Below are 22243 nucleotides of genomic sequence, written 5' to 3' on the forward strand. Positions count from 1 at the left end.
CCTGTTCACCCCCTGTCGCTTGTCCGTTCGATTACGACGCTAGAACATGACCAGGACATGGGGTCAAACTTCGGGGGCAAACTCCAATAAACGCACAGCTCAGAGGGTATTTATTTAATGAAAATGGGCACCATTTTCAACTATCTGGAACGGCGCCCACCGCCACTAGACCGCCCTTAAAGCCACCGTAAACCGCCGCCAACCACCCACCGGATGCACAGCGCGGACGGCTTCGCCGTCAGCGGGTGAGATATGCGCCAGGGCCAACAGCTCCTCGATCATGGCGCGCAGCTCCAGCATCGACAGGGGCTTGCCGGGGCAGTAGTGCGGACCGGTCCCCCACACCAGGTTTGCCGCGGCGTTCTCCGCCGGTTGGAAGGCATCGGGGTCGACGAATTTCTCCGGGTCGCGGTTGGCGGCGGTCCAGTGGATGCGCACGCGCTGTCCCCGGGGAAGCTCCACTCCACCCAGGGTCACGGGGCAGGTGGTGATGCGTCGGTTGGAGACGAAGGGGTTGTCGCGGCGCAGCAGTTCGTCGGCGATGGCGGTGAATTCCTCACGCGCGACACCCTGACGCAGGCGTTCCTGTAATTCAGGCTCGTGTGCCAGGGCGTGCAGGATCACGCCGATGCTCAGGGCCATTGAGCCGAGGTCTCCGCCGGTCCAGTTGCGCAGGATGGAGACGATCTCCGGGAACTCCAGCTTCCGCCCCAGGCTGGTGTCGTGCACCAGCTGACAGGTGACGTCGTCGAAGGCTGCCGGGTTCTCGAGACGGGGCCGGACAACCTCAGCGATGATCCCGTCGAATTCGGTGGCCACGGCAGCGGTACGGTTGCGGTCACCGGAGCGGGTCGCGGCGAAATTCTCCACCACCCAGGCGAGCAGCCGTTCCTCCAGTTCTTCCGGCCAGCCCAGCCAGGCAGTCATCGAGCCGACCGCGAACCTGGCGCCGATGTCGAGGACCGCGTCCACGGAATCCGCGGCGAGGGCCTCGGTGGCGACGTGGTGGGCGGTGCGTCGAAAAGCATCCTCGTGCTTCTCGACGACCGCCGGCTCCAGGTAGGCATCAATCAGCGCGCGGAAACGCGCGTGCTCCTCCCCGTCAAGCCCGTTGGGCAGCTGCAGGTGCGCGGAGACAGCGGAGCTGAAACGCTGCGGATCAGCGGCGACCTCGACGGCCTCCGCATGCCCGAGGACCAGGACCTCCCCGTCGGAGGTGTGCGCCACGGGGCAGCGGGGCGGGGCGAGCAGTTCATCCCCGAACTTGCGGGGGTCCCTACCGGTCGGATCAGTGTTCATGCCTCCCCACCCTAGAGCGACGGGCCCCGACGCGCAGTGCGTCGGGGCCCGTCGAAGTGACGTCCGGAGATTATCCGAAACGACCGGCGATGTAGTCCTCGGTCTCCTTCTGGTCCGGGTTCTCGAAGATCTTCTTCGTGTCACCGAACTCGACGAGGCGGCCCGGCTTGCCGGTGGCCTCCAGGGAGTAGAAGGCGGTCTTGTCGGACACACGGGCAGCCTGCTGCATGTTGTGGGTCACGATGACGATGGTGAACTCTTCCTTCAGTTCGTGGATGAGGTCCTCCACCGCCAGGGTCGAGATCGGGTCGAGGGCGGAGCAGGGCTCGTCCATGAGGAGAACCTCGGGCTCGACCGCGATGGCGCGGGCGATGCACAGGCGCTGCTGCTGGCCACCGGAGAGGCCGCCGCCCGGCTTGTCGAGGCGGTCCTTGACCTCCTCCCAGAGGTTGGCGCCGCGCAGGGACTTCTCCGCGACCTCCTTGAGTTTCTTCTTGTTCTTCTCACCGGAGAGTTTCAGGCCGGCGACGACGTTGTCCTCAATGGACATGGTCGGGAACGGGTTGGCCTTCTGGAAGACCATGCCGATGGTGTTGCGCACGGCGACAGGGTCGACCTTGGAGCCGTAGATGTCCTCGCCGTCGAGAAGCACCTCGCCGGTGACGTAGGCGCCGGGGATGACCTCGTGCATACGGTTGAGGGTGCGCAGGACGGTGGACTTGCCGCAGCCGGAGGGGCCGATGAAGGCGGTGACGGCCTGTGCCGGCACCTGCAGGTTGACGTTCTGGACGGCATGGAAATCGCCGTAGAAAATGTCTACGCCGTTGAGTTCGAGCTTGGACATCAGTAACTCCTGTGGTCTGTGTTTCTTCTGTACTGCAGGGGGCGAAGCTACTGCTTGACCGAGAACTTCGCGGAGATGAGTCGGGCGCCGATGTTGAGCAGCGCGATGATGAGCACCAGGGTGAAGGCTGCACCCCACAGCTTGTCCAGGACCGCCGGGGAGGTACCGGCCTTGTACATGTCGAGCATCATCAGGGGCAGAGAGGACTGCGGGCCGGTCATGGAGTCCCAGTTCATCGCCTGGGTGGAGCCGACGAGGATCAGCACCGGCGCGGATTCACCCATCACGCGGGCGATGGCCAGCATGATGCCGGTGACGATGCCGGACAGCGCCGTCGGGAGGACGATTTTCACGATGGTCTTCCACTTGGGCACGCCCAGGGCGTAGGAGGCCTCACGCAGGTCCATGGGGACAACGCGCAGCATCTCCTCCGTATTCCGGACAACGACCGGGACCATCAGCAGCACCAGCGACAGGGCCACGGCCATGCCGGAACGCTGGAAGCCGAACAGGGTGATCCAGGTGGTGAAGATGAACAGCGCCGCGACGATGGAGGGCACACCGGTGAGGATGTCCACCATGAAGGTGGTGATCCGGCCGAGACGGTTGCCGTTGGCGTATTCGACGAGGTAGATCGCGGTGAACACACCGATCGGGATGGACAGGACCGAGGCGATCAGGGTCTGCATGAGCGTACCCACGATGGCGTGCAGCGCACCGCCGCCGGCCTGGTGGTACAGCACACCCTGCTGGGAGGAGGTCCACCAGTCGGGGGTCAGGACCGGGGCCAGGCCACGGGAGATGACCACCCACAGCACCCAGATCAGCGGGATCATCGCGATGGCCATGGTGGCATAGACCAGGAAGGTGGCCACGGAGTTGGTCGTCTTGCGGCGGGATGAGATGTCGGTGAACACGCTCGGGGAGTTCAGCGGGGCGCTGGCCGGAGCGATCGGGTTGACTTTGTTTGTCATGGTGTTTTCTCCGCCTTCTACTTCTTGGCCACGATTGCTCGGGCGATGGAGTTGACGACGAAGGTGAGGAGGAACAGCACCAGACCCGCGGCGATGTAGGCGCCGGCACGGATGTCATCGTTGAACTCGGGGGCAGCGTTGGCGATGGCGGTGGCGAAGGTCGTACCGCCGTCGAACAGGGAGAAACGGAAGGCCGAGGACGGGGAGACGACCATGTAGAGAGCCATGGTCTCACCCAGAGCGCGGCCCAGGCCGAGCATGGAGCCCGAGATGTAACCGGAGAGGCCGAAGGGCAGCACGGTCATCCGGACGACCTCCCAGCGGGTGGCACCGAGGGCCAGGGCGGCCTCGATCTGGCCGCGCGGGGTCTGGACGAAGACCTCGCGGGCGGTGGCCGCGATGACCGGGAGGATCATCACTGCCAGGACGATGCCACCGGTGAGGATGTTGCGGCCGGTGGCGAAGGACGGGGAGTTGGAGTAGGTGGCGAACAGGAAGAAGCCGCCGCCCCAGCCGTGAATCCACTCGTAGAAGGTGGTCAGTGCCGGGCCGAGGACCTGCCATCCCCATAGTCCGTAGACGATGGACGGCACTGCGGCGAGCATGTCGACCAGGTAGCCGAGCGGCTTGACCGTCCGCTTCGGTGCGTAGTTGGAGAGGAAAACCGCGATGCCCAGGGCGATCGGCATGGCAATGAGCAGCGCCACCACGGAGATGAGCACGGTGACCGCGAAGAGGTTCGGGATGCCGAACTGCATCGCCTCGGTGTTGGAGGTGCTCCAGGGGCCGGTGTAGGTGAAGAAGCCGAGGAAGCCCTCGGTGTTGCGGCTCAGCGACGGGATGGCGCGCCAGATGAGGAACGCACCGATCGCGGCGATGAGGACGGTGATCAGGGTCGCGGAGGCGGTGGACAGGAACTCGAAGACACGGTCACCCGGGCGTTTGACACCGCCCCCGCCCTTCTGGGTCGGGTGATCCGGGGTGCTCGGCTGCTGTGTGTTTCCAATGGAGGCCACGGAGTCGGGGATGACGGGCTGGCCGGCCCGGGTCACCTGACCCTCTGTGGTCGGTCGGTTGCTTGCCATTAGGCACGTTCCTTTGAAACTAAAGGGAAAGGACAATTGCCACGGCACTGAAGTGCTGGACGTGACAGCGCCCCCGGAAACGAAAACGCTTGCGGGGGCTGCTTCATGTTTGACCGCAGCCACATCGGAGCGGTCGGGCACCCCGGAGGGTGTCCCTGTTATTCAGTTACTGGATGGCGTCGACGGCTGCGGCCAGGCGCTCGGCGTGGGCACCGGTGACCGGGATGTAGCCGAGCTCCTCGAGACCCTCATCCTGGTACTCCAGGGCAACGGTCAGGAAATCCTTGACCATCGCGGAGGTGGTCTCATCGTAACCTGCGGAGCAGACAATCTCGTAGGTGGTGAGGATCAGCGGGTAGGCACCCTCGTCGTTGGAGGCGAACAGGGCGTCGGTGTCGACGACCATGTCGTGGCCCTCGGAGGCGAACTCCAGGTTGTCCAGGGCGACACCCACGGACTCGGTGTTCAGCTCGACCGGGCCGGCACCGAAGTCGAGGTTCGCGACGCCCAGGCCCTGCTGGAGGGCGAAGCCGGACTCGACGTAGGTGATGCCGCCGTCGATGGCGGTGACCTGGGTGGCGACACCGTTGGAGCCGTTGGCGCCCTCACCGACTGCGGAGGGGAACTGCTGGCCCTCGGTCTCCCAGATGTCGCCGGCGGCAGCGCCGAGGAACTTCTGGAAGTTGTCGGAGGTGCCGGACTCGTCAGAGCGGTAGACGACGGAGATGTCGGTGTCCGGGAGGTCGACGCCCTCGTTCTCGGCGGCGATGGCCTCGTCGTTCCAACTGGTGATCTCGCCCTTGAAGATCTGCGCAACGGTCGGGATGGAGAGGTTCAGGTCCTCGACACCCTCGAGGTTGTAGGCGATGGCCACCGGGCCGATGACGAAAGGCAGGTGCCATGCGTCGTTGCCCTCGCAGCGCTCAGCTGCCGGGGCGACCTGGTCGTCGGACAGCGGGGAGTCGGATCCGGCGAAGGAGACCTGGCCACCGACGAAGTTGGTGCGGCCGGAGCCGGAGCCGGAGGCGGTGTAGGCGAGGGTCGCACCCGAGACGGCGCCCTGGTACTTCTGGCCGAAGTAGTCCATGGCGTTCTGCTGGGAGGAGGCACCCTCACCCACGAGCTGGCCGGTGGTACCGGAGAGGCCCTCGATGGCGACGTCAGCGGTGGTGTCGGTCGAGCCGTTGTCAGAATCGCCGCAGGCGACGAGGGTGGCAGAGCCGACGGCGACGACGCCCAGGATGGCTGCAGTGCGCTTGAAGTTGCGGATCACAGGAGAACCTTTCCGATACAGATCAGTCAGTAAAACAGGTCCGGGCAACTGTTGGGACCGGTCAAGGTGTTCCCTGTCCGCAGATTCTCAGCATGTTCACACCGAAAGTGGACAGGGCTGTTGCCCACGTCCACTAAAGTTAGGCACCGGAGTTAACCGACTGGGGGCAGTTTGGTGAACGCGCCGTTAACTTCTGACAAGCATCGAGAGAACTCTTTCCGCCTGGCCCGGCATTTGGTAAGGCGGGTCACCCCACCCCAGGTGACACATCACATTTCATGGCCGACTGTTAGGTTGCCCCGTCTCTTCTCCGGCATCAGGCGGGTGACCACACGACATGTTCCTCGGCGATGTGGAAGCCCAGCTTCTCATAGACCCGTACCGCGGGCCCGTTGTCGGCCTCCACGTAGAGGATGACCCGCTCCGCCCCCTTCCCTGCCATGTGCGCCAGTCCCAGCCGCAGCAGTGGGTCCCCCAGCCCGCGACCGCGGAAGTCCGAGGCCAGGCCCACGACGTAGACCTCGCCGAAGGCCGGTGATTCCTCCGTGTGCCACTTCGTCCAGTGGAAACCCGCCAGGACAGGCTCCTCCACGGACCACAGGAAGAGCACGTCCTCCTCCGCGAACCAGTCGGCCTCCTGCGCCCGGGACAGGCGGTCCCGGTCCCAGCCGCCCTGCTCCGGATGCCAGGAGAAGGCCTCGTTGTTCGCCGCCAGCCACTGTCCCTCGACCAGGTCGCGGCCGTAGCGTGCGACGGATTCGGCGAGGTTGAGCGCCTCGACGTCCTCCCGCGGCTCGAAGGATGCGGCCTCGCGCAGGGCCTCGCCCGCCACCGCCATGACCAGCAGGCGGCGGGTCATCTTCCGCCCCTCCTTCTCCGCCAGGGCACGGGCGGCAGGCAGGTTGCCGTGGGCCCACACGTCCCGGCCGCCGAGTTCGGACAGCAGGGCCCCGGCCACCCCGCGGCGCCGGGCGGCCGGGGCCACCACGAGTTCGCAGGAGGCGTCGTCGCAGGCGGCGAGGCCGAGGAGCTGGTCGCCGTCACGGGCGAGGAGGTGGCGGTGCCAGAGCCGGGCATCGGAGAGGCCGAGGACGAACTGCTCGGAGAAGGCCTCGACGCCGTCGGTGCGGGCGGCGTCGGCAAGCAGGTCCCGGGCGGCGTCGGCAAGCTCTGGGTGGGTGGGCAGGTCAAGGGGCTCGATCTTCATGTTCCCCAGACTATCGCTGGTAGACATATAGAGGTGTACGTTCCGCGCCTGCCCCTCATCGTCATCTCCGTTCTCGCGGTCCTGCTCGGCGGTGGCTGGCTGGCCGACAGCGTCGCCGCATCCCGGGTGGAACGCCACCTCTCCGCGGCCGTGGAGGAGCAGGCCGGCCTGGAGGTCAGCCCGCGGGTCAACGTCGGTGGGGTGCCCTACCTGGCGGCCCTGTTCACCGGTGAGATCCCGACGGTCGGTGTCCACGCCCTCGACGTCGACGTCGCCGGACTCGGCATGGTCAACGCCCAGACGGAGCTCACCCGCGTCACAGTCGACCGCGGGCAGGTCCTCAGCGGCGACATCGCCGGCGCCCCCGCCACCGCATTCACCCGCACCATCCGGCTGGACGGGGTGGCCCTGGGGAGGTTGCTGGGGATGACGGACCTGGACATCGCCAACCCCTACGACATCTCCCCCGCCGGCGGCTCCGCTGCCGAGGCCCAGCTGACCGGCACCCCCTTCAACCAGCGGGAACCGGTGACCGTCATCGTCGATCTGCGGCTGGTGGGCGACCAGTTCCACATGAACCCCAGGGAGCTTGTCGACGCCCCGGTGGACCTCTCCCCCGCCGCGGCCGAGGCCGCCCGCGAGGCCTTCAGCCTCACACTCGACACCCGGACCCTGCCACTGGCGGGCCGCGCCAGCCGGGTGAACATGTCCGGCGGCTCCATCTTCTTCGAGGCGGAACGCCACAACGTCACGGTGCGGCTGGCAGACCTCTCCCCAGTCGATGTCTCCAGTTCCTGAACAGGGCCCGCAGAATCCGCACCACATCCTGGCGTACCTGCCGCCAGGCCCGCGGTGACACCGGGTAGGCCTGCTTCGGGGCGAACACCTCGATCGCGTTGATCCGGCTGCCCAGCACCGCCCGCTCGAACTCGCCGACGTACTCCCCGTCGGCCTGGAAACCCTGGGGTCGTCGGCAGGTCAGCTCCACATCGGCGGCGTCGTCGAACTGCAGCGTGCGACCCCGGAGCCAGTCCTCGAAGAAGGTGCTGTGTCCGAAACCGATCAGGTGCAGCATGCTCGCCACGCCGCGGGCGCCCCGCAGACTGCTCAGGCCGAACAGACCGAGACCCTGATCGAAGCTGTTGCGCGGGTTGGTCACCACCGGCAGCGGGCCGAGGAAGGTCCACGGGTTGGTGTTGGAGGCCACGAACAGCGGGACGTCCGCCAGCCGGAGTTCGCGGCCGTCGGTGCCGACGGCGTGGACGTCGATGTGCGGCGGATCATGCCGCGCCCGCGCCCACACCAGCAGCGAGACCCGCAGGTAGCGCAGCGGGGTGGCGGCGAAGCCGTGCTCCCGGGCGTCATGGACCCGGGCGATGACGTCTGCGTCCATCCCGAAACCGGCGTTGACGGCGAACCACCGGTCATTCCAGGTGCCCAGGCAGATCGTACGGCGCAGGTCGCTGCGCAGCAGGTCGGCGAGCATCCGCACCGCGGCGACCGGGTCCGGCGGGAAACCCAGCGCACGGGCGAAGACGTTCGCAGAACCTGTCGGCACCACCGCCAGGGCGGGCAGCTCCCGGGGATCACGCATCTGCCCACCCACCGGGCCCAGCAGCCCGTTGACCGCTTCATGGACCGTGCCGTCCCCGCCCACGACGACCACCACGTCCCAGTCCCGGCGCCCCAGCCCGCGGCAGATCTCCTCGGCATGCCCCGGGTGGTGGGTGAACATACCGGTGAGCCGGACCCCATCGACAGCGCGCAACACCGGGATGACCCGGCGGAACAGGCTGTCGCTCTGGCCGGTCGAATTCGGGTTCGCTATCAGCAGGACGCGCACGATGTCCAAGCCTAGCCGCGCGGCCACTAAGCTGGTGCCCATGACTCAGGAGCCACAGAACACCCCGTCCGACACCCCCGGCGACGCCGCAGCCGCCCAGCAGCAGCCCGGCCTGAGCGGCAACGACGCCGTCAACCTCGCGGCGGAACAGTCCAAGAACACCGCCCACCGCAACATCCCCCCGCTGGACCTCGGCGAGCTGCCGGTCCCCGACGACACCGCCAACCTGCGCCACGGCCCGAACATCCACGACGGCCTGCTGGCCCTGCTGCCCCTGGTCGGCGTCTGGCGCGGCGAGGGCAAGGCCGACACCGAGGAGGATGGCCGGTACTCCTTCGGGCAGCAGATCATCTTCGCCCACGACGGCGAGAACTACCTCACCTACGAATCCCGGATCTGGAAGCTCGACGAGGAGGGCCAGCCCGTCGGCCCGGACCAGCGCGAGTCCGGTTTCTGGCGGATCTCCCTCTCCGACGAGATCGAGTTCGTGTGCACCCACTCCACCGGTGTCGCCGAGATCTTCTACGGCGAGCCCGTCAACGAGCGTGCCTGGCAGGTCGAGTCCGCCTCCTGCATGGTCACCTCCACCGGGCCGTCCCGCCTGGGTTCCGGCAAGCGCCTCTACGGCCTGATGCCCAACAACGATCTGGGCTGGGTCGACGAGCGCCTCGTCGACGGGGAGCTGAAGCCCCGCATGTCGGCGCAGCTCAAGCGCGTCGCCGGCTAGCTCACTCCGCCCCGAGTGCGGCGTTGATCAGCTCGCGCACCTCAGCCTCGTTGGCCGGGGCGGGCAACCGGTGGCCGTCGATCGCGGTGACGCGGGTGGCCACCCGGACGGAGGAGACGAGCCAGACGGACTCGGCGTCGAGAAGCCGCTCCACCGTCATGTCCTTCGCCCGGCAGCGCCAGCCGTGGGCCTCGGCGTACTCGAAGAGCGCGGCCTGGGTGGTGCCGGGGAGAACCTCGCCGCCCGGCACCGGAGTCCGCAGCTTCCCTTCCTTCCGGACCGCGATCACCGTCGACGTCGCCCCCTCCAGCACCCGGCCCGTGCCGGGGTCGATGTAGATGACGTCGTCGAAACCCCTTGCACGCGCGTGACGCAGCGCCGCCATGTTCGCGGCGTAGTTGAGCGTCTTGGCGCCCACCGTCAGCCAGGGCGCAGGTTCCGGGGAACCCCCCTCGGTCGCCTCATCCACACCCGGCAGGGACGTGTCGATGGTGAAGCCGCGCGGGGAGGTCATCACGCTGACCCCCTCCTCCCGTTGCCGGAGCACCCGCTCGTTGATCGGCGAGAGCGTGATCCACGCGCTCGGGATGCCGGTGGATTCCCGGCCCCGGGTGTAGGTCCACACACATTTCGCATCGTCCCACGTCCGTGCGGTCCACTCGTCGACCGCCTGGCGGGTGGCGTCGATCCAGTCATCGGCGGAGGGTTCCCGCAGGTCCAGCAGACGCGCGGAAGCCTGGAAGCGTTCCATGTGCCGGCGGAGGTTGGCGGGATGTCCGTCACGGATGAGCAGCGTCTCGAAGACACCGTCACCGCGGGTGACCGCAGCATCATCCCAGAAGATCAACGGGAGGGCGGGATTGTGGCGGCGGATGGAGCCGCCGTAGGGCTCGACGACGTAGATGACAGGGGAGGTGGAGTCCATATCCTTGCATTATGCCCCGTCGGGCAGGTTACCATCGGGGATGTGACCTCCCCTACCTCTTCTGATGTGCCCACCTACCGTTCCCCCCTGCTCGACCGGCCCGGTGCCGCAGAAGCGCAGGGGCCCGATGCCGCCGTGGACGCCGCCGGCGTGGCCTGGCATTACGGTGATCCTCTCCGCGAACAGCGCGCCGCCCACGGCGGGACCGTCGTCGTCGACCGCTCCCATCGCAGGGTGATCCGGGTGGCCGGTCCGGACGCCCCGGAATTCCTCAACAACCTCCTCACCCAGAAACTCGATGACGTCCCGGCCGGTTTCGCCGCCGCCGCCCTCGACCTGGACATCCAGGGACGGATCCTCCACCACACCGACGTCGTGCGCACCGGGGATGCCTTCTACCTCGACCTGCCGGCCGCGGATGCCGTTACCTTCCTGGATTTCCTGCAGAAGATGGTCTTCTGGTCCCAGGTCGAGATCACCGAACCCGACCTCGCCGTGCTCACCCTGCTGGGCAGCCTGGACCTGCCGGAGATCGGCACCGCCGCCCAGCGGGACGTCCCCTGGTCCGGTGTCCCGCGCCGGGATCTGCTGGTGGAACGCCCCGCCCTGGATGAGACCGTCTCCGCCCTGGAGGCCGCCGGAGTCCAACTGGCCGGACTGATGGCCTTCACCGCAGAGCGGGTCCGGGCGCTGGAACCGGAGAAGAACGTCGACCTCGACGACAAGTCCATCCCCCACGAGGTCCCCGCCTGGATCGGTCAGGAGGGGCGGCCGGGTGCCGTGCACCTGGAGAAGGGCTGCTACCGGGGTCAGGAGACGGTCGCCCGGGTGGAGAACCTGGGCCGCTCGCCCCGCGTGCTGGTCATGCTCCAGCTCGACGGCTCGGCCCCCGAGCCGCCCGCGCCGGGTTCGGAGATCACCGGCCCGCAGGGCGGGCGTGCGTTGGGCAGGTTGGGGACCGTCGTCCACGACTGTGATTTCGGCCCCGTGGCCCTCGCGCTGGTGCGCCGCAACGCGCTTGAGCGCGAAGACCTCTGCGTCGGACCGGTGGCCGTCAACGTCGACCCCGCCTCGCTGCCGGAGGAGTCCGGGGAGCAGGCGGGCCGGGCTGCCATCGACAAGCTCCGGGGTCGCTGAGCGCACTCTGTCGCTGCACTCGAATCCGGGGACTCCCCCGACCACCCCCGGATTCGTCACAGTGATCTTGTGTTTTCCCCTATTTATCCCCTTTTCTCCCAGCTCACCGGCACGGTGCGGCATTTTTCCGCCTAACGCGCTATTGTATTTCTACAGGAATACACACAGACGTAAAGCCGATGGGGCATCCGAATTCCCTGGATAGCCTTCACATACCTCAAGGGGGTCAGGCCATGGGACGCGGTCGCGCAAAGGCAAAGCAGACCAAGGTTGCACGCCAGCTGAAGTACAACACACCCGAGATGGATCTGGATTCACTCCAGCGCGAGCTCGCCTCGCAGAGTCCTCGACATTCCTACGAGGACACTGCGGCAGACGACGACTATGACGACCAGTACGCCGATTACGCGAACTGGGCGGATGAGGATGAGGACGAGGACGACCCCCAGGGCTTGTCCTACACCAGCCGCTGACAGCAGCCAGGCGTTCACCTGCACCTCAGGAAAACAACGGCGCGGTACCACCCCACACCAGGGGCCGGTACCGCGCCGTTGTGCTGCCCCTAGTAGCGGTGCTCGCCGCTCAGGATGGCACGCTGCTCATCGGTCTCAGTGGCGGTGCGGACGACGCCCAACTCGAAGGCGTCGATGTGGCGGGCGGTGAGCATCGCCAGGGCGCGGTCACGGTCCTCCGGGGCGACGATGGTGACCATGCCGACACCCATGTTGAAGGTTTTCTCCATCTCCTCGCGGGAGACCTTGCCCAGATCGGCGATGGTGCGGAAGATCTGCTGCGGTGTCCAGGTGGAACGCTGCATCTCCGCGACCAGTCCCTCGGGGATGATGCGCTCCATGTTGCCGGCCAGGCCGCCGCCGGTGACGTGGCAGAAGGTGCGGACATTGCACTCGGCGGCGAGCGCCAGGCAGTCCTTGGCGTAGATACGGGTCGGCTCAAGCAGCTCCTCACCGAGGGTGCGGCCGAGCTCCTCGATGTGGCCGTCGAGCGGCAGGCCGGCCTTCTCCAGGAGGACGTGGCGGGCGAGGGAGTAGCCGTTGGAGTGCAGGCCGGAGGAGGCCATGCCGATGATGATGTCCCCGGAGCGGACCAGGTGGGGGCCGAGGAGTTCATCGGCCTCGACGACGCCGACCGCGGTGGCGGAGACGTCGTAGGCACCCGGGGCCATCAGGCCGGGGTGCTCGGCGGTCTCGCCACCGAGCAGGGCACAGCCGGCCTGGACGCAGCCTTCGGCGATGCCGGAGACGATCTGGGCGACGTGTTCGGGCACGACCTTGCCGATGGCGATGTAGTCCTGCAGGAACAGCGGCTCGGCACCGCAGACGACGAGGTCGTCGACGCACATGGCGACGAGGTCGATGCCGATGGTGTCGTGCTTGTCCATCGCCTGGGCGACGGCGAGCTTGGTGCCCACGCCGTCGGAACCGGCGGCCAGGAGGGGCTCCTTGTACTTCCCGAGGGCGAAGAGGCCCGCGAAGCCACCGAGGCCGCCACGGACCTCGGGCCGGGTGGCCTTCTTGGCCAGCGGGGCGAACAGCTCTACGGCGCGGTCGCCGGCCTCGATGTCGACGCCTGCATCGGCGTAGGAGGCACCCTGGTGGTCGGTCTCGGTCATGGGTTCTTCAGTCTCTTTCTGTCTGGAGGGTCAGGCCGGGCTAGCTGGCCTGCATCTTGGCGACGAGGTCCGCGTTGGCGTTGCCGGTGGGCAGGCCGAGCGGGTACTGCCCGCTGAAGCAGGCGGTGCACAGCTGCTCGCGCGGCTGCTTGGTCGACTCCACCATCTCATCGATGGAGACGAATCCCAGCGAGTCCGCGCCGATGGCGGTGCAGATCGACTCGGTGAGCGCCGCACCGTTCTGGGTGTCACCCGCCCCCGTGTTGGCGATGAGTTCACCGGGGCTGGCGAAGTCGATTCCGTAGAAACACGGCCACTTCACCGGCGGCGAGGCGATCCGGACGTGGACCTCCGCCGCACCCGCCTCACGGAGCATGCGGATCAGCGCCCGCTGGGTGTTGCCGCGGACGATGGAGTCATCGACGACGATGAGCTTCTTGCCGGCGATGACCTCCTTGAGCGGGTTGAGCTTGAGGCGGATGCCCAGCTGCCGCAGGGTCTGGGAGGGCTGGATGAAGGTGCGGCCCACATAGGCGTTCTTGACCAGGCCCTGTCCGAAGGGGATACCGGATTCGCGGGCGTAGCCCACGGCCGCCGGGGTGCCGGAATCCGGCACCGGGATGACCAGGTCACCTTCGGCGGGGAACTCACGTGCCAGGCGGCGTCCGAGGTCGATGCGGACGGCGTTGACGGAGCGGTTCCTGATGACGGTGTCGGGGCGGGCGAGGTAGACGTACTCGAAGACGCAGCCCTTGTGGTTGGTCTCGGCGAAGCGGGCGGAACGCACGCCACCCTCGTCGATGGCCACGAGCTCACCGGGCTCGATCTCCCGGACGAAGGCGGCACCGACGATATCGAGGGCGCACGTCTCGGAGGCGACGACCCAGCCGCGCTCCAGCCGGCCCAGGACCAGCGGACGCACGCCGTAGGGGTCACGGGCGGCGTAGAGGGTGTGCCCGTCAGTGAAGGTCAGGCAGAAGGCGCCGTGGACCCGCGGGAGCAGCTGCTTGGCGGAGTCGAAGACGGTGCGGCCCTCGGTCACCGAATCAGCGAGCAGGGCGGTGATGACGGCGGTGTCGGAGGAGGCGGCCTGCGCGTCGCGGAACTCCGTGAGTCCACGGTCGACGGCCTCCTGCTGGAGTTCAACGAAGTTGACCAGGTTGCCGTTGTGCCCGAGGGCGACGTCAGTGCCGTCGGGGGAGGTCCGGAACATCGGCTGGACGTTCTCCCACTTCTTGCCACCGGCGGTGGAGTAGCGGGTGTGTCCGAGCGCGATGTCACCGTGGAGGGCGCCGAGTGAGGACTCGTCGAAGACCTGGGAGACCAGTCCCATGTCCTTGAAGACCACGATGCGTTCGCCGTCGCCCACAGCGATGCCCGCGGCCTCCTGGCCGCGGTGCTGCAGGGCGAACAGCCCGAAATATGTCAGTTTGGCGACTTCTTCGCCTGGGGCCCAGACACCGAAAACGCCGCACTCCTCGCGGGGCTCGGTCTCACCGCGGTCATCAAGACCAGCGGGCAGGGCGGAATCGGTCCGGGAACGGTCCATAATTGCCACGTTCCCCACTCTAGTCCCTGAGGTGCTCACAAACTAATGACCGGCAACCAGCGCCCCATCTCCGCCACCCGCGGGCCGGAGGCGTGGACGCGGCCGTCGGCCAGCGCGGTGTCGAGAAGCACCTGCCCCGTGGCCAGCTGCAGCCACGTCAGCGGGTCGGTCTCGAAGACGTTGGGCGGGGTGCCGCGCGTGTGCGCGGGGCCGGCGATGCACTGCACGGCGACGAAAGGCGGGACACGGACCTCCACGGTCTTGCCCGGCGCATCCCGGGCCAGTTGCCGGACGGTGCCGCGGACGGCGTCAGCGAGCAGAGGGCGGGCGGGCTTATCCACGCCCACCGGATCCCGCACCCAGTCCATGACCGCGGCCACTGAAGATATATCCATGGCACCGCATTCTACTCAGGGTATTGTTGGCCCGAAGTCCAGATAGTTCGCACAGAGAAAGCACGTCCGTATGACGAACAACCAGAAGTCCCCCAAGGTCACGCTGCGTTTCCTCGCCGCACCCACCGATGTCCTCATGGCCGGAAACCAGGGTGTCAGCGGCGGACGCGTTCTCGAGTGGATCGATAAGGCGGCCTACGCCTGTGCCGTCCAGTGGTCGGGGACCTACTGTGTCACCGCCTACGTCGGTCACATCCACTTCAACCGGCCCATCCCCTCCGGCCACATGGTGGAGGTGCGCTCACGCATCGCCATGACGGGGCGCTCCTCCATGCACATCGTCAACGAGGTCTTCTCCGCCGACCCGCGCGAGGGCGTGTTCACCCGCGCCTGTGACTGCCTGGTCATCTTCGTGGCCAAGGACACCGCCACCGGCAAGACCCAGGCCGTGCCGGAGTTCGTCCCGGCCGACGAGGCTGAGCGCCGCGCCCTCGACGCCGCCCTGACGCGCATCGACCTGCGCAAGGCCATCGAGGCGGAGATGGAGAAGCAGACCTACGACGGCCCCTCGGAGGCCCCGCGCCTGATCCACCGTTTCCTGGCCAAGCCGACCGACATCAACTGGGGCGGCAAGGTCCACGGCGGCACCGCCATGGAGTGGATCGACGAGGCCGGTGCGGCCTGCACCATGGAGTGGTCCGGAGAGCACACCGTCGCGGTCTACGCCGGCGGTATCCGCTTCTACAACCCGATCGCCATCGGTGACCTCATCGAGGTGGACGCCCGCATGATGCGCACCGACACGCGTTCCATGCAGATGTCGATCCACGTGCGTTCCGGCAACCCGAAGGGTGGGCGTGAGCACCTCAAGACCGCCATTCACGCCACCGTGACCTACGTGGCCACGGATGTGGACGGCATCGCGCTGCCCGCCCGCCAGTTCACCCCCCGCACCACCGAGGACGTCCGGCTCTCCGAGCACGCACAGACACTGCGTGAGCTCCGTGCGGAGTATGCGCCGCTGCCGCTGGTGCCGCAGAGCACCCCGGCGCACATCGAGTGACCGCCTAGAGGAAGTGCTGGGCCAGCATCCCGGCCGCCACGGCCATCATCGCCGCACCGGCCACACCCGTGAGGATCCGGGAGGCCCGCTCCGAGCCGGCCAGGACCCGGCCCGCGAACACCCCGAGCAGGGCGTAGACCGTGGTCGCTGAGGCGATGAACACCAGCCCCAGGAGGAACATCTGGAGGCTGACCGGGATCGTCTGGCCGGTGGCCACGAACTGCGGCAGCAGCGCGATGAACAGCATCAGCCCCTTCGGGTTGAGCCCGCTGACCGCCGCGCCCGTGGCCACTGCCCGGGTGTGCTTCTCGACGCCCGCCTCAGCCCGGGTCAGCACCGCCACTCCCCCGCCGCGCGGTTCCTCGGGCTCAGCCGTGTCGACCTCGACGGTGACGGGACCGCCCAGCGCCGCGCGCAGCATGGTCCATCCGATCCGCAGGAGGACGAGCACCCCGGCGACCGTCACGATGGTCAGCAACGCGGGGTGGCGCGCCACCAGTGCGCCCAGACCACCGGCCACCACAACCGTCAGCCCCAGATAACCCAGGGCGATGCCCGCCAGGGGCGGCAGGAGGGGACGGCGACGGAGTGCGTGGCCGAGCACGAACGCCCAGTCGGGTCCCGGCGTGACGATCAGCAGCAGGCTGACGGCCCAGAAGCTCATGAGGTTCGCGATGTCCATGCCCCTGATGCTGCCCACCGGCCAGGGGCAGGGAAACTACTGCGGTTTTCATTCATCCTGGCGTGGTCTGCGGCACCCTGTGACAGAATCCGTCATATGGACGCTGTTGACCGCAAAATTCTGTCACTGATCCAGGGCAACGCGCGGATCACCGCCGCGGAGCTGGCGCACCACACCGGGGCCTCCGCCAGCACGTGCCTGCGGCGGCTGCGCACCCTGGAGCAGCAGGGGGTGATCACGGGTTTCCGCACCCGCCTGGACCCGACAGCGGTGGGCTACGGAGTGCAGGTCATCGCCTTCATCACCCTCGACCGCGAGGACCGCGCGACCGTGGCCGCCCTGGAGGACGGTCTCGCCGCCCTGCCTCAGGTCCTCTCGGCGGAGCGTCTGTTCGGCGACCCGGACTTTCTGGTGCGGCTGGTCGCCCATGACCTCGCGGACTACCAGCGGTTGCGCGATGAGCACCTGAGCGAACTGCCCGGCATCGCCCGGATCACCTCGACCCTGGTGATGCGGACCATTGTCGCCGACGGTCCGATCCCGCTCTAGACCACCACCAGCCACACCGCGACCTGATGCACCGCCGCGGCGATGATCGTGGCGGTGTGGAAGTGCTCGTGGTAGCCGAAGATCCGGGCGTTGCGTCCGGGCCAGCGGAAGCCGTAGATCAGGGCACCCAGCGAATAGATGATGCCGCCTGCGAACAGCAGCCAGACCACCGCGGGGCCGACCCCGGACCACAGTTGCGGGACCAGGGGCACGATGAGCCAACCGAGCGTCAGGTACACCACCACCGCCAGCCAGCGCGGGTGATTGATCCACACGAGATTGAGCGCAATACCCAGGGCCGCTCCGGTCCATGCCGCCACCAGCATCCAGGTGGAGTGGCGCGGCTCCAGGGCAATGAGGCAGAAGGGGGTGTAGGTGGCGGCGATGAAGAAGGCGATGGTGGCGTGGTCGGCGCGCCGCCACCAGTCGACAGTGCGCCGGTCACGCCAGTTGCCCAGGTGGTAGGCCGCGGAAACCCCGAACAGGACGACGACGGAGACCGCGTAGAGGGTGACCCCCAGGGCCTGCCACCAGACGATGCTCATCCAGGCGTAGGTGGCGAGCACCGAGCCCGCACTGACCGAGGCCAGGGCTGCGATGAAATGGAACCAACCGCGGGTGGTCGGTCGTGGGCCCCGGTCAAGGAGCGTCCTGGTGACCGTGATCGTCTCTGCCACTACTGAACCACCTTTCTCAGGCGTAGGTTACGGATGCGTAGGTAGGGGCCAGCCTACGCCTGCCCGGCGGGATCCGGCAAGGGGCCCGGGCGGTGCGTGATCAGTGGTGCGTCCAGGAAGGGAGACATCCACCTCCTCTGCTGGTGAGATTTTCTTCAGTTATCGTTGAGTTTTGCTCCACCGCCCCCGAGACGAGACGGCCGCTTCGATGAGCGCATATTCCCTGGACTTCCCGGCACCCTCCACGCTTGAGGCACAGGAGCTGCGCTTGACCACCTCCACCGGGGCAGGGCCCGGCGGTCCACCCGTCTCCCCGCAGTTCTTCGCCGGGTTCCTCAACCACCCCGCCCAGGCGGACCGGGCCCTGTTGACGTGATGAAGGTCCTGCGTCTGCTGGGGAAGCGGGCCACGGACGCACCGGAACCTGATGACCTGCTGCTGGCGGCAGCGGTGGCCTTCGGTCACCCCAGACCTGAGGTCGCCGGCCGGGTTGACGCGGTGGCGGGACCGACACAGGAGGAGTTGGCCACCGGGGCCGGCAGATGGTGGGCGGGGCACCTCATCTGGTGGATTCCCAGGGAATCCCACGCTCGCGACCGACACCGCGGCATCCGGGATGAACCTGGGCCGGGGCTCAGTCGGAGGCAGCACCGGTGGGATGCGGACATGCGGCACGCTCTGCCCGAGGACGGCGCTCATTGACGGCCGTGATCGTCGTGAGCAGGCACCCCACCAGCAAAAAGCCGGCAACCTGGTACTGGGTGGCCCAGTTGCCTCCACCGTCCCGAACGATGAGGAGAAAGCTGTATGCGACCACCGCCAGGCAGAAGATGATCAACCGGGCATGGGCGGAGAGGCGGAGACGGTCAGAGGAGAACCACGCCAGGATCCGGTTCAGCAGGACGAGGATCAGGGAGACGACCAGCCCCGCCACCGCTCCCGGCACCATGTACAGCATGAAGTGGTCTCCTCAATCGATGATGTCCCGGAAACATACCGGCACCTGTCGCGGGCGATCCACGGAACCGGTGGTGCAGAATTCGGATCTGGACCGGACAATGACACGGACCCGGGAGGAATGATCCTCCCGGGTCCGGTCAGTTGCAACTGCTAGTCGACGACCGCGTTCGAGCCCACGGCGTGGCCGAACAGCTCCGGCAGGGTGCCCTGCCAGGCTGCCTTCAGCTCGTCGAGGTCGACGGTGACCTCACCGAAGTTCAGCTCGCGGGCCGAGGTGGTCTCGCCGATCTTCACGGCCGGCACACCCTTCTCGGCGGCGCGTGCCAGCACCGCGTCCACGCGGTCGGCGGTGGTGGCCACCACGGCGCGGGACGCGGACTCGGAGAACAGGGCCACGAACTCATCCTCGTGGACGCCGGAGAGGTCGAGGTTGATACCGCCCTGGGAGCGGAAGGCCATCTCGGCGACCGCCTGGGCCAGCCCACCCTCGGAGAGGTCGTGGGCGGCGGTCACGTCGGTGTTGCCGACGAAGAAGTCCGCGAGGCGCTCCTCGTTGGCCAGGTCGATCTTCGGGGGCAGGCCCTTGAGTCCGCCGCCGGAGATCTGCTGCCAGATGGAGCCGCCGAACTCGTCGGCGGTCTCACCCAGCAGGATGAGCACCTCGGTGCCCTCGACGGTGCCGAGGTCGTGGCCGATGGTGTCGTGGACGTCCTCGATGACACCCAGGACACCGACGACCGGGGTCGGCAGGATCGGGGTCTCACCGGTCTGGTTGTAGAAGGAGACGTTGCCGCCGGAGACCGGGATCTCCAGCTCCTTGGCGCCATCGGCCAGGCCGTGGACGGACTCACGGAACTGCCACATCACATCCGGGTTCTCCGGGGAGCCGAAGTTGAGGCAGTTGGTCACGGCCACCGGCTTCGCGCCGGTGACGGCGACGTTGCGGTAGGCCTCGGCCAGTGCCAGGCGGGCACCGGTGCGCGGGTCCAGCTGGGTGTAGCGGCCGGAGGCGTCCGCGGAGACCGCGACACCCCGGTTGGTCTCCTCGTTGATGCGCAGGACACCGGCGTCGGAGTACTTGGCCTTGACGGTGTTGCCGCGCACGTACCGGTCGAACTGCTCGGTGATGAAGTCACGGGAGCACAGCGCCGGGGAGGAGACCATGTCGAACAGGGCCTGCTTCAGGTCGGCGGGACGCTCAACGGGCTCCTGCTGCTGCAGCTCGTCCTGCCACTCCGGGCGGGCGAAGGGGCGTTCGTAGACCGGGCCCTCATCGATGGTGGAGGCCGGGGCGTCGACCACGAGCTCGCCGTTGTGGTAGACGAGGTAGCGGTCCTTCTCGTCGATGACCTCACCGATCTCGGCGACGGGCACCTCCCACCTGGCGCAGATCTCCTTGAACTTCTCCACGTTCTCCGGGCTCACGACCGCACACATGCGCTCCTGGGACTCGGAGGCGAGGATCTCCGCGGCGGTCATGTTCTCGGCGCGCAGCGGCACGGCGTCGAGGTTGACGCGCATGCCACCGTCACCGGCGGCGGCCAGCTCTGAGGTGGCGCAGGCCAGGCCGCCGCCACCGAGGTCCTGGATACCGACGACGACGCCGGCCTGGTACAGCTCGAGGCAGCACTCGATGAGGACCTTCTCGGCGAAGGGATCGCCCACCTGGACGGCCGGCAGCTTGCGCTCGGCGCCCTCCTCGAAGTTCGCGGAACCGAGGACGGAGACCCCGCCGATGCCGTCGAGGCCGGTGCGGGAACCGAAGAGCATGACCTTGTTGCCGGTGCCGGAGGCGAAGGCCAGCTTGAGGTCCTCCACCTTCAGGGTGCCCACACACAGGGCGTTGACCAGGGGGTTACCCAGGTAGGCCTCGTCGAAGACGGTCTCGCCGCCGATGTTGGGCAGGCCGAGGGAGTTTCCGTAGCCGCCGATGCCGGAGACCACGCCCGGCAGGACACGGCTGGTGTCGGCTGCGTCGGCGGGGCCGAAGCGCAGCTGGTCCATCACGGCGATCGGGCGGGCACCCATGGCCATGATGTCGCGGACGATGCCGCCGATGCCGGTGGCCGCACCCTGGTAGGGCTCCACGAAGGAGGGGCTGTTGTGGGATTCGACGCGGAAGGTGACGGCGTCGCCGCCCCCGATGTCGACCACGCCGGCGTTCTCGCCGATGCCGGCGAGGATCTTCTCCGCCATCTCAGGCGTGGTGGTCTGGCCGAAGTAGCGCAGGTGCACCTTGGAGGACTTGTAGGAGCAGTGCTCCGACCACATCACGGAGTAGGCGGTCAGCTCGGCATCCGTGGGACGGCGGCCGAGGATCTCCCGGATCTTGGTGTATTCATCATCCAGGAGACCCAGCTCAGCGTAGGGCTGCTCGAGCTCCGGGGTGGCCTTGGCGGCGTCGACGGTGTCGTTGTGGACAGTCATTGTGTGTTGCGCCTCCTAGGCTGCGATCGTGCCGATGGCGGACAGGAACATCCCCAGGCCGTCGGTGGACGGGCCGGTGAGGATCTCCACGGCGTGCTCCGGGTGCGGCATGAGGCCGACGACACGGCCGGTCTCATTGGTGATGCCGGCGATGGCGTTGAGGGAACCGTTGTAGTTGTCGGTGTAGCGGAAGACCACGCGGCCCTCGCCCTCGAGCTGTTCGATGGTCTCCGGGGCGGCCTGGAAACGGCCTTCGCCGTGTTTGGCCGGCACGAGGATCTGCTGTCCGGCCTCGTAGTTCTTCGTCCACGCGGTGTCGTTGTTGACCACCTCGAGGTAGGTGTCGGTGCAGTGGAAGTGCAGCCCCTGGTTACGGGTCAGCGCACCGGGCAGCAGACGGGCCTCCGTCAGCACCTGGAAGCCGTTGCAGATGCCCAGGACGGGCATGCCCTTGCCTGCGGCGTCGACGACCGCGCGCATCACCGGGGCGATGGCGGAGATGGCGCCGGAACGCAGGTAGTCCCCGTAGGAGAAACCACCGGGAACGACGACCGCGTCGACGCCCCTGAGGTCTTCATCGGCGTGCCAGAGGTTGACCACCTCGGCACCGGCGATGCGCACCGCGCGGGCGGCGTCAACATCGTCGAGGGTGCCGGGGAAGGTGATGACACCGATCTTCGCGGTCACTTGGCGACCTCCACGCCCACAACCTCGAAGTCCTCGATCACGGTGTTGGCGAGCAGCGTCTCCGCGACCTTCTCGAGGTCGGCGGTGGAGACGGAGTCGTCCACCTCCAGCTCGAAACGCTTGCCCTGACGTACGTCGCTGACCCCGGTGACGCCGATGCGTCCCAGCGCACGGTGGACGGCCTGTCCCTGGGGATCCAGGATCTCCGCCTTCGGCATGACATTCACAACAACACGGGCCACAGTTTTCCCTTATCTTCGCCGTAATTGGTCGGTCTTCATTCTAGCCTGCTACACCAAACCGGAATACT

General features: G+C 67.5%; 24 protein-coding genes. 7 read left to right on the top strand and 17 right to left on the bottom strand.

What is annotated here, in order from left to right:
• Positions 1–165: 165 nt before the first annotated feature.
• From NYP18_RS13375 to mshD, 6 genes are all read right to left on the bottom strand, one after another.
• Positions 166–1299, bottom strand: a complete 1134-nt coding sequence (locus NYP18_RS13375; RefSeq protein ID WP_259428694.1) for a cytochrome P450 — start codon at positions 1297–1299, stop codon at positions 166–168.
• A gap of 70 nt (positions 1300–1369) precedes the next feature.
• The gene (gene pstB, locus NYP18_RS13380) at positions 1370–2143 is read right to left on the bottom strand and encodes a phosphate ABC transporter ATP-binding protein PstB (RefSeq protein WP_126121645.1); all 774 of its coding nucleotides are present in this window, start codon (positions 2141–2143) and stop codon (positions 1370–1372) included.
• Between the two features lie 47 nt (positions 2144–2190).
• Complete coding sequence (gene pstA, locus NYP18_RS13385) at positions 2191–3117, bottom strand: phosphate ABC transporter permease PstA (RefSeq protein WP_126121646.1); 927 nt, start codon at positions 3115–3117, stop codon at positions 2191–2193.
• Between the two features lie 17 nt (positions 3118–3134).
• Complete coding sequence (pstC, locus tag NYP18_RS13390) at positions 3135–4202, bottom strand: phosphate ABC transporter permease subunit PstC (RefSeq protein WP_259428695.1); 1068 nt, start codon at positions 4200–4202, stop codon at positions 3135–3137.
• A 166-nt stretch (positions 4203–4368) separates the two neighbouring features.
• On the bottom strand, positions 4369–5475 hold the full coding sequence (pstS, locus tag NYP18_RS13395) for a phosphate ABC transporter substrate-binding protein PstS (RefSeq protein WP_259428696.1): 1107 nt from the start codon (positions 5473–5475) through the stop codon (positions 4369–4371).
• A 316-nt stretch (positions 5476–5791) separates the two neighbouring features.
• Positions 5792–6682: a mycothiol synthase gene (gene mshD / locus NYP18_RS13400; protein ID WP_259428698.1), complete on the bottom strand. Its 891-nt coding sequence runs from the start codon at positions 6680–6682 to the stop codon at positions 5792–5794.
• 33 nt (positions 6683–6715) lie between these two features.
• Here mshD and NYP18_RS13405 point away from each other — a divergent pair, with 33 nt between their 5' ends.
• Complete coding sequence (locus NYP18_RS13405; RefSeq protein ID WP_259428699.1) at positions 6716–7480, top strand: LmeA family phospholipid-binding protein; 765 nt, start codon at positions 6716–6718, stop codon at positions 7478–7480.
• Here NYP18_RS13405 and NYP18_RS13410 read toward each other — a convergent pair.
• Positions 7431–8525: a diacylglycerol/lipid kinase family protein gene (locus NYP18_RS13410; RefSeq protein ID WP_439648102.1), complete on the bottom strand. Its 1095-nt coding sequence runs from the start codon at positions 8523–8525 to the stop codon at positions 7431–7433. The genes NYP18_RS13405 and NYP18_RS13410 overlap by 50 nt on opposite strands.
• Positions 8526–8565: 40 nt before the next feature.
• Here NYP18_RS13410 and NYP18_RS13415 point away from each other — a divergent pair, with 40 nt between their 5' ends.
• Positions 8566–9252: a heme-binding beta-barrel domain-containing protein gene (locus tag NYP18_RS13415; RefSeq protein ID WP_259428701.1), complete on the top strand. Its 687-nt coding sequence runs from the start codon at positions 8566–8568 to the stop codon at positions 9250–9252.
• A gap of 1 nt (position 9253) precedes the next feature.
• Here NYP18_RS13415 and NYP18_RS13420 read toward each other — a convergent pair whose 3' ends face one another.
• A complete protein-coding gene (locus NYP18_RS13420) occupies positions 9254–10177 on the bottom strand; it encodes an aminodeoxychorismate lyase (protein WP_259428702.1) in 924 nt (307 codons plus the stop codon).
• Between the two features lie 42 nt (positions 10178–10219).
• On the opposite strand from NYP18_RS13420, the gene ygfZ reads away from it, so the two are divergent.
• Complete coding sequence (gene ygfZ, locus NYP18_RS13425) at positions 10220–11314, top strand: CAF17-like 4Fe-4S cluster assembly/insertion protein YgfZ (protein ID WP_259428703.1); 1095 nt, start codon at positions 10220–10222, stop codon at positions 11312–11314.
• A gap of 233 nt (positions 11315–11547) precedes the next feature.
• Positions 11548–11787, top strand: coding sequence for a DUF3073 domain-containing protein (locus tag NYP18_RS13430; RefSeq protein WP_259428704.1), 240 nt, complete (start codon positions 11548–11550; stop codon positions 11785–11787).
• An 89-nt stretch (positions 11788–11876) separates the two neighbouring features.
• Here the strand turns inward: NYP18_RS13430 and purM are convergent, their stop codons facing one another.
• Genes purM through NYP18_RS13445 form a run of 3 tightly spaced genes read right to left on the bottom strand, consistent with a single transcriptional unit; the run spans position 11877 to position 14888 of the window.
• Positions 11877–12944: a phosphoribosylformylglycinamidine cyclo-ligase gene (gene purM / locus NYP18_RS13435; RefSeq protein ID WP_259428705.1), complete on the bottom strand. Its 1068-nt coding sequence runs from the start codon at positions 12942–12944 to the stop codon at positions 11877–11879.
• A 40-nt stretch (positions 12945–12984) separates the two neighbouring features.
• A complete protein-coding gene (purF, locus tag NYP18_RS13440) occupies positions 12985–14493 on the bottom strand; it encodes an amidophosphoribosyltransferase (RefSeq protein ID WP_259428732.1) in 1509 nt (502 codons plus the stop codon).
• A gap of 35 nt (positions 14494–14528) precedes the next feature.
• Complete coding sequence (locus NYP18_RS13445; protein WP_259428706.1) at positions 14529–14888, bottom strand: sterol carrier family protein; 360 nt, start codon at positions 14886–14888, stop codon at positions 14529–14531.
• Between the two features lie 70 nt (positions 14889–14958).
• Here NYP18_RS13445 and NYP18_RS13450 point away from each other — a divergent pair, with 70 nt between their 5' ends.
• A complete protein-coding gene (locus NYP18_RS13450) occupies positions 14959–15951 on the top strand; it encodes an acyl-CoA thioesterase (protein ID WP_259428707.1) in 993 nt (330 codons plus the stop codon).
• 4 nt (positions 15952–15955) lie between these two features.
• On the opposite strand, the gene NYP18_RS13455 is transcribed toward NYP18_RS13450, so the two are convergent.
• The gene (locus tag NYP18_RS13455) at positions 15956–16633 is read right to left on the bottom strand and encodes a LysE family translocator (RefSeq protein ID WP_259428709.1); all 678 of its coding nucleotides are present in this window, start codon (positions 16631–16633) and stop codon (positions 15956–15958) included.
• A 96-nt stretch (positions 16634–16729) separates the two neighbouring features.
• On the opposite strand from NYP18_RS13455, the gene NYP18_RS13460 reads away from it, so the two are divergent.
• Positions 16730–17182, top strand: coding sequence for an Lrp/AsnC family transcriptional regulator (locus NYP18_RS13460; RefSeq protein ID WP_259428710.1), 453 nt, complete (start codon positions 16730–16732; stop codon positions 17180–17182).
• Here the strand turns inward: NYP18_RS13460 and trhA are convergent.
• The gene (gene trhA, locus NYP18_RS13465) at positions 17179–17859 is read right to left on the bottom strand and encodes a PAQR family membrane homeostasis protein TrhA (RefSeq protein ID WP_259428711.1); all 681 of its coding nucleotides are present in this window, start codon (positions 17857–17859) and stop codon (positions 17179–17181) included. The two genes, NYP18_RS13460 and trhA, sit on opposite strands and share 4 nt — an antisense overlap.
• Positions 17860–18067: 208 nt before the next feature.
• Here trhA and NYP18_RS13470 point away from each other — a divergent pair, with 208 nt between their 5' ends.
• Positions 18068–18235: a hypothetical protein gene (locus NYP18_RS13470; protein ID WP_259428712.1), complete on the top strand. Its 168-nt coding sequence runs from the start codon at positions 18068–18070 to the stop codon at positions 18233–18235.
• Between the two features lie 258 nt (positions 18236–18493).
• On the opposite strand, the gene NYP18_RS13475 is transcribed toward NYP18_RS13470, so the two are convergent.
• The 4 genes from NYP18_RS13475 to purS form a co-directional block, all read right to left on the bottom strand.
• Positions 18494–18817, bottom strand: a complete 324-nt coding sequence (locus NYP18_RS13475; protein WP_259428713.1) for a hypothetical protein — start codon at positions 18815–18817, stop codon at positions 18494–18496.
• A 152-nt stretch (positions 18818–18969) separates the two neighbouring features.
• Positions 18970–21246: a phosphoribosylformylglycinamidine synthase subunit PurL gene (purL, locus tag NYP18_RS13480; RefSeq protein ID WP_259428714.1), complete on the bottom strand. Its 2277-nt coding sequence runs from the start codon at positions 21244–21246 to the stop codon at positions 18970–18972.
• 15 nt (positions 21247–21261) lie between these two features.
• Positions 21262–21933 (bottom strand): phosphoribosylformylglycinamidine synthase subunit PurQ, encoded by a 672-nt coding sequence (gene purQ / locus NYP18_RS13485; RefSeq protein WP_259428715.1) that lies wholly within the window; start codon positions 21931–21933, stop codon positions 21262–21264.
• Positions 21930–22175 (bottom strand): phosphoribosylformylglycinamidine synthase subunit PurS, encoded by a 246-nt coding sequence (gene purS, locus NYP18_RS13490; RefSeq protein ID WP_126121663.1) that lies wholly within the window; start codon positions 22173–22175, stop codon positions 21930–21932. Before purS ends, purQ begins: the two co-directional genes overlap by 4 nt.
• Positions 22176–22243: the final 68 nt, after the last annotated feature.

It is taken from the genome of Corynebacterium lemuris (assembly GCF_024919295.1).
Classification (GTDB): Bacteria; Actinomycetota; Actinomycetes; order Mycobacteriales; family Mycobacteriaceae; genus Corynebacterium; species Corynebacterium lemuris.

What these genes read in the sequence shown, in the direction of transcription:
- NYP18_RS13375 (WP_259428694.1), bottom strand. Translation starts at nt 1,299, where the DNA reads ATGAACACTGATCCGACCGGTAGGGACCCCCGCAAGTTCGGGGATGAA.
- pstB (WP_126121645.1), bottom strand. Translation starts at nt 2,143, where the DNA reads ATGTCCAAGCTCGAACTCAACGGCGTAGACATTTTCTACGGCGATTTC.
- pstA (WP_126121646.1), bottom strand. Translation starts at nt 3,117, where the DNA reads ATGACAAACAAAGTCAACCCGATCGCTCCGGCCAGCGCCCCGCTGAAC.
- pstC (WP_259428695.1), bottom strand. Translation starts at nt 4,202, where the DNA reads ATGGCAAGCAACCGACCGACCACAGAGGGTCAGGTGACCCGGGCCGGC.
- mshD (WP_259428698.1), bottom strand. Translation starts at nt 6,682, where the DNA reads ATGAAGATCGAGCCCCTTGACCTGCCCACCCACCCAGAGCTTGCCGAC.
- NYP18_RS13415 (WP_259428701.1), top strand. Translation starts at nt 8,566, where the DNA reads ATGACTCAGGAGCCACAGAACACCCCGTCCGACACCCCCGGCGACGCC.
- NYP18_RS13420 (WP_259428702.1), bottom strand. Translation starts at nt 10,177, where the DNA reads ATGGACTCCACCTCCCCTGTCATCTACGTCGTCGAGCCCTACGGCGGC.
- NYP18_RS13430 (WP_259428704.1), top strand. Translation starts at nt 11,548, where the DNA reads ATGGGACGCGGTCGCGCAAAGGCAAAGCAGACCAAGGTTGCACGCCAG.
- purM (WP_259428705.1), bottom strand. Translation starts at nt 12,944, where the DNA reads ATGACCGAGACCGACCACCAGGGTGCCTCCTACGCCGATGCAGGCGTC.
- purF (WP_259428732.1), bottom strand. Translation starts at nt 14,493, where the DNA reads ATGGACCGTTCCCGGACCGATTCCGCCCTGCCCGCTGGTCTTGATGAC.
- NYP18_RS13445 (WP_259428706.1), bottom strand. Translation starts at nt 14,888, where the DNA reads ATGGATATATCTTCAGTGGCCGCGGTCATGGACTGGGTGCGGGATCCG.
- NYP18_RS13450 (WP_259428707.1), top strand. Translation starts at nt 14,959, where the DNA reads ATGACGAACAACCAGAAGTCCCCCAAGGTCACGCTGCGTTTCCTCGCC.
- NYP18_RS13455 (WP_259428709.1), bottom strand. Translation starts at nt 16,633, where the DNA reads ATGGACATCGCGAACCTCATGAGCTTCTGGGCCGTCAGCCTGCTGCTG.
- NYP18_RS13460 (WP_259428710.1), top strand. Translation starts at nt 16,730, where the DNA reads ATGGACGCTGTTGACCGCAAAATTCTGTCACTGATCCAGGGCAACGCG.
- NYP18_RS13470 (WP_259428712.1), top strand. Translation starts at nt 18,068, where the DNA reads ATGAGCGCATATTCCCTGGACTTCCCGGCACCCTCCACGCTTGAGGCA.
- NYP18_RS13475 (WP_259428713.1), bottom strand. Translation starts at nt 18,817, where the DNA reads ATGCTGTACATGGTGCCGGGAGCGGTGGCGGGGCTGGTCGTCTCCCTG.
- purL (WP_259428714.1), bottom strand. Translation starts at nt 21,246, where the DNA reads ATGACTGTCCACAACGACACCGTCGACGCCGCCAAGGCCACCCCGGAG.